The sequence below is a fragment of the Micromonospora sp. B11E3 genome (genome assembly GCF_039871625.1).
Classification (GTDB): domain Bacteria; phylum Actinomycetota; class Actinomycetes; order Mycobacteriales; family Micromonosporaceae; genus Micromonospora.
The window spans coordinates 1-5,051 of sequence record NZ_JBDPMC010000158.1 but is presented as its reverse complement, the minus strand read 5'-3'; the positions used below and the strand labels follow the sequence as shown (position 1 = coordinate 5,051).

Here is a 5,051-nt window from a genome sequence, read left to right as displayed (position 1 = left end):
CCTGAGTGGATCTTTCTGGCTAGGCACCCGAAAGATCAGCAGAAGTCGTGCTCGCCTGCTATCCAGCCCTCAACATCAGCGTTTTCATTACATAACCGGACAATACGAAACAACGCCGGGGCCCTGACCGTCTCGCCGCACACTCACCACCGCGTCGATCAGCCGACGCATCCCGCCTGGATCTCGTGGGTCGACATCCAGGTAGCTACCCGCCGGCACCTCGGACTTCGGTAGCCGGTAGCTGGTGCCAAAGCTGACCCCCGGCACATTCTGCATACTGAAGTAGACGTCGTCCTCATACACCGTCACCAGGATCATCCGGTCAGTCTTCTGAAACTTCAGCGACATCGTCCCGGTTCGCGCCTGCGCATGCATGACACCCTGGCCGGCGATACCCGCCTCCTGAGTGATGACGCGGACGGTTTCCTCGGCAACCCACCGGCCAGCAGCGGCAAGGGCGACTCGCGCTTCGTCCTGCTGCCCGTTTTCAGAAGCAGCGGAATGACTGCCGCCAACGCTGCTGCAGGCGGGAACAGGGGTGCGCGTACGACATCCGGTGACACCGATACTGAGCGTGACAGTAAGGGCGACAAGGGTGGCGGTCAACCGTGCAGTCTGCATGACGAAGAGTCACCTCGATGGCGCACAGGATTGATGCCGCATAAATCTGCAGCACCGGGCAGCATACCCAGGCGATCGTCCGTATCGAAGTACCCAACGGAGATGCCGCCTGCAACCGATCGGAGTAGATCAAGCATCGGGGCAGACAACTTCGCCTCGCCGACGGCCTGGCCGGCAGCCCAGCTCGAGGAATTGGTCGGGTGGCCCCAGGCATTCCCACCCGCGGCCACCCGACCAATTACCCAGTTCAGTAGTCCTCTGGTTCGCAGTACTCGATGACGGTAGCTATAACGAATGGGGACGCAAGGGCCTCGCTTGGGGATCCTCGACGAAGGCGGCGAGTGGGTGGGGTTGGCCGGTCATGGCCGCCAGAGCAGTTGCGACGGCGTGGAGATCCGCCTTGATGTAGGTGGTGGTGGTTGGGCCGGTGCTGTCCGAATGACCGGCGTAGGCGCGGGCAACGCCGTAGCCGAAGTGGCGTTCTACCCAGGTAAGGGTGGTGTGGCGCAGCCAGTGGGTGGAGATGCCCTGGGCGGCGACCCAGGGCAGGCGTTCGCCGATGCGTTTCCACAGGTGGTCGTAGCGGCGGCTGGTGAGCGGCCCGCCGTGGCGGAAACGCAGCAGGGCGTCGGTGGGTACGACCGCGCCGCGGTGTCGGGCGTGGTCGTCAAGGCTTGCTGCCAGGTCCAGGGTGATGGGCTGCCAGCGCAGGGTTCCACCTTTCTCGGTGAGCCGAACCAGGCCGCGTTCCCGGTCGAGATCCATCAGGCGGAGGGCGAGCGCGCCCCCGCGCCGGCAGGCGGTCTCGGTGTGCAGGCGCAGCAGGATGGCGTCGAGGACAACGTCATTGCCGCTGCTGCGCGCCGCCATATTGATCTCTTCCAACTCCTCGGACGTCAACGCGCGCCGAGTACTCGGCAACCGTCGGGGCTTGCTCACCCGGTGCGCCGGGCTGTCGGACACCCCCAGCAAGCCATCGGCGATCGCCCGGTTGTAGATCGCCCGGACCGCGGCGATGACATGCTCCCCGGCGTGCCGGCCGCCACGACCGTTACGCCGTAGCCGAGCGCCCGCGGCGGCCTCGCGTTGCAGTGCCTCGACGTCCGTCGCAGCGATGCTGTCCAACCTCCGATCCCCCCACCGCGCTGCGAGACGGTCCCAGTAGCTGCCATAGGTGCGGCGGGCCCCGGGACCCGCTGCGGCGATGACGCGGGGCAGGTATTCCGCGATGGTCGGCACCCGTGGCCGCTGCGCCTCCCGCAGGTCGGCCACGCTCACGCCGAGTCGGGCCAGCAACCGCTGCGCGGCCGCGATGCGCTGCTCATCAGCCATGGTCGCCTGCTGCAAGGCGGATGTGGTGCTCGGTCAGCAGCCGCGCCACCGTACCGACCGAATGGACCACCAGAACCTGCTGGGACGGCGAAGCCGCCAGCAACACCGGCACACCGGGCAGCAGACCGCACATCTGCCGGACCGCAGCCGGCAGACACAGCCCACCCCGGCCGCGCACGACATGCCGACCAGCGGACGCCGACGCGGCCACCAACACGCCCGCCACGACGCCGATATCGATCCGGCTCCCGGGCCGCCAACCCAACACGCCGAGCAACTCCCTGGCGGACAGCCGTCCGGACCGGTCCAGGCGGGCCATCCCGAACGCCAGACCGTCTGGGTCGGGATCGGCCGGCAGGCTCAGCTGCGGCAACACCGGCAACGGCGCCGGATCCCCGACAACCGGGCTCACAGTCTTGGGCGGCACCAAGGCACCGATGAGCTGTTCACCACCGGACCGCGGCAGCCGAGCCGAACTCATGTCCACCATCGTCGCGGTTTGCAGCGAAGCAAACCCGACTTCCGCGGAACATCTGCCAAGAACAAGCGGCTGCAGGTATGGTGACCTGTCACGCAAATGGTGAAGCCTCACCGAAACTGGTGTCCGAGGGGGGACCCACGCGTAGCATCCGTTATACAAACGGGTGCTCATGCGTTAAGCCTAGCACTTTACGATGCGTAAACACTACAAGCGTGAGCTGCCACGTAGTGCAATTTAATCAACCAATTCGATCTGCCTGCGCCAGTGAAGCGCACTCGTCAATCCGGGCACGGAGAAGGGCATCTCCAGCAGGCAGAGTCTGCACTGGAGTTCGCGCCGCTAGGCACCAGCGAGGGCACAGGCGCACAATTTCAAGGGGGCGGTGGAGTTGTCAGCCCCTCGGGTACACGCCCTTGAGAACAGCCAGAAGGTTACGCAGATAAGGTTCTGGGCCGAGCTCGTCGATCAATCTCGCGTTCGCCGCGACCCATTCTTCTTCGGAGATCATCGGGTCGTGCGCGACTGCCAGGTCGGGATCGATATTCACGGCGTAGAACGGGTTGCCGATCATGGCGGCAACGTCACCGGGCGTCCACTCGCCGTTTGCGCCGTTCATCCGCAACTCCCGCCACTCAGTCCACGGCTTCGGGCCACCGTCGATAGTTTCGCATCTCCTCGGCCTCCCGTGGGACGCAGGTCCAGTCGAGCCGGTGTCGCTCATCCCCAGGCTCCCGACCGGACCCGCCGCTTCGTGCGGGATCCAGGGACTGCTCCCCCACCGCCCACGAAGCGACAGGATCTCATCCGAGATAGTCGATCAACGGCGAATGGTCATCGGCCAGACGCCGGGGGTTCCTTCCATCGTGGCGAGTGGGTGTGGTTGGCCGGTCATCGCCGACAGGGCGTCAGCGACGTCTTGGATGTCGGCCTTGATGTAGGTGGTGGTGGAAGACCCTGGGCTGTCGGTGTGACCGGCGTAGGCGCGGGCCACCCCGTAGCCGAAGTGGCGCTCCACCCAGGTGAGGGTGGTGTGCCGCAGCCAGTGGGTGGAAATGCCCTGCGCGGCGACCCATGGCAAACGCTCGCCGATACGTTTCCACAGGTGGTCGTAGCGACGGCTGCTGATCGGCTGCCCGTTGCGATAGCGCAACAACCGGTCGGTGGACAGAACGGCGCCGCGGGCGTGGGCATGTTCGTACAGATGCTCGGCGAGGTCGAGGCTGACCGGCTGCCACCGCACCGTGCCTTTCTCAGCCAGACGCACGAGCCCGCTGCGGCGATCCAGGTCGACAAGCCGCACGGCGAGGGCCCCGCCGCGCCGGCAGGCCTCTCCGTGTGCAGGCGCAGCAGAAGTGCGTCGAGAACGACATCGTTACCGCTGGTACGCGCCACCGCGTTGATCTCCTCCAACTCGTGCGGCGTCAACGCGCGACGTGTGCTCGGGAGGCGGCGGGGTTTGGCGACACGATGCGCGGGACTGGCTGACGCGTCGATCAGACCATCGGCGATGGCTCGGGAGTAGAAGGCGCGGGCGGCGGCGATGACATGCTCGCCGGCGTGCCGACCGTTGCGGCTGTTACGCCGCGACCGCGCCGTGGCGATCATTTCTTGTTTCATCGCCTCGATGTCACTGGCCGCAACCGCGTCCACCGGCCGGTCGCCCCAGGCGGCAGCCATCCGCTCCCAGTAGGTGTCGTAGGTCCGTCTCGCACCCGGGCCCGCCGCCGCGATCACGCGCGGCAGATACTCCGCGACCGTCGGCAGCGACACCGGCACGCTAGCGTCGGACTCCAGATCGGCCAAGGTGACGCCAAGGTGGGCCAGGACCTGCCGGGCAGCGGCAACCGCGGCGGGATCAGCAGACATCGTCGCCTCCCGCCACCTCGGCGTGCAGATCGGCGAGCAGGCGAGCGACAGCGCTGATCGAGTGCACAACGATCAGGTCATGGGCGACAAGAGCGGCCAGCAGCACCGGCTGGCCGGACTCGATCCGGCACATCCGCCGCGCGGAAGCCGGAAGGGGCAGCTGCCCTCGGCTGCCCACCCCGTGCCGACCATCGTCGGCCGAGGCGATGACGAGCACCCCTCGGTGCGACTGGATGTCGAGGCGGTGTCCCGGCTGCCAGCCCAGCCCCAGTAGGAGGTGCTGCGCGGTCACTCGGCCGCAGCGGGATGGGACAGCCATCCCCAGCAGAAGCTCAGCGGCATTGACGACCGCCGGTAGTTGAACTCGCGCGGGTAGTACCGGCATGGGTACCGGGCGGGGACGCGGACGGGCGGGCAGGATAGCCGGAACAAGCGGACCGACAAGCTGCTCACCGCTCAATCGGGAAGGTCGTGTCATGGCGGTGACAACGGGAGACGCCGCCTTGGGCCTCGTCGTTCCCGACGGCCGGGAGTCATCGGCGGCCGACGACGCGTACCGCTCCGCACGGGTCCCGTTGAGCGCGTGTAGCACCCGGCAGTGGCACTCATGCCAGTTCGGCGATCACTGAGCCTTTCCGCGTAACGGTGTGAGTGCGGCGGGTAGCGGTGCTGGTGGCCGGTGCGGACACGCCCGGACCCGTTGTGGTGCAAGGGAAAGACGCAGAACCCCGGTATGAAGTGGTCCTCTCAC

General features: G+C 66.8%; 6 protein-coding genes. All 6 read right to left on the bottom strand.

The genetic code is table 11. The features are described 5' to 3' along the window. Nucleotides 1–87 precede the first annotated feature (87 nt). The 6 genes from ABGB16_RS33065 to ABGB16_RS33040 all read right to left on the bottom strand — a co-directional run bounded on the left by ABGB16_RS33065 (nucleotide 88) and on the right by ABGB16_RS33040 (nucleotide 4,592). Nucleotides 88–606: a hypothetical protein gene (locus ABGB16_RS33065; RefSeq protein WP_347671990.1), complete on the bottom strand. Its 519-nt coding sequence runs from the start codon at nucleotides 604–606 to the stop codon at nucleotides 88–90. Between the two features lie 300 nt (nucleotides 607–906). Further along, a complete protein-coding gene (locus ABGB16_RS33060; protein WP_347671989.1) occupies nucleotides 907–1,953 on the bottom strand; it encodes a site-specific integrase in 1,047 nt (348 codons plus the stop codon). Beyond that, nucleotides 1,946–2,434, bottom strand: coding sequence for a hypothetical protein (locus ABGB16_RS33055; RefSeq protein WP_347671988.1), 489 nt, complete (start codon nucleotides 2,432–2,434; stop codon nucleotides 1,946–1,948). Before ABGB16_RS33055 ends, ABGB16_RS33060 begins: the two co-directional genes overlap by 8 nt. Before the next feature lie 391 nt (nucleotides 2,435–2,825). Continuing rightward, nucleotides 2,826–3,050 (bottom strand): hypothetical protein, encoded by a 225-nt coding sequence (locus tag ABGB16_RS33050; RefSeq protein WP_347671987.1) that lies wholly within the window; start codon nucleotides 3,048–3,050, stop codon nucleotides 2,826–2,828. A gap of 201 nt (nucleotides 3,051–3,251) precedes the next feature. Next, a complete protein-coding gene (locus ABGB16_RS33045) occupies nucleotides 3,252–3,734 on the bottom strand; it encodes a tyrosine-type recombinase/integrase (RefSeq protein ID WP_347671986.1) in 483 nt (160 codons plus the stop codon). 555 nt (nucleotides 3,735–4,289) lie between these two features. Further along, on the bottom strand, nucleotides 4,290–4,592 hold the full coding sequence (locus tag ABGB16_RS33040) for a hypothetical protein (RefSeq protein WP_347671985.1): 303 nt from the start codon (nucleotides 4,590–4,592) through the stop codon (nucleotides 4,290–4,292). Between the last annotated feature and the right edge of the window lie 459 nt (nucleotides 4,593–5,051).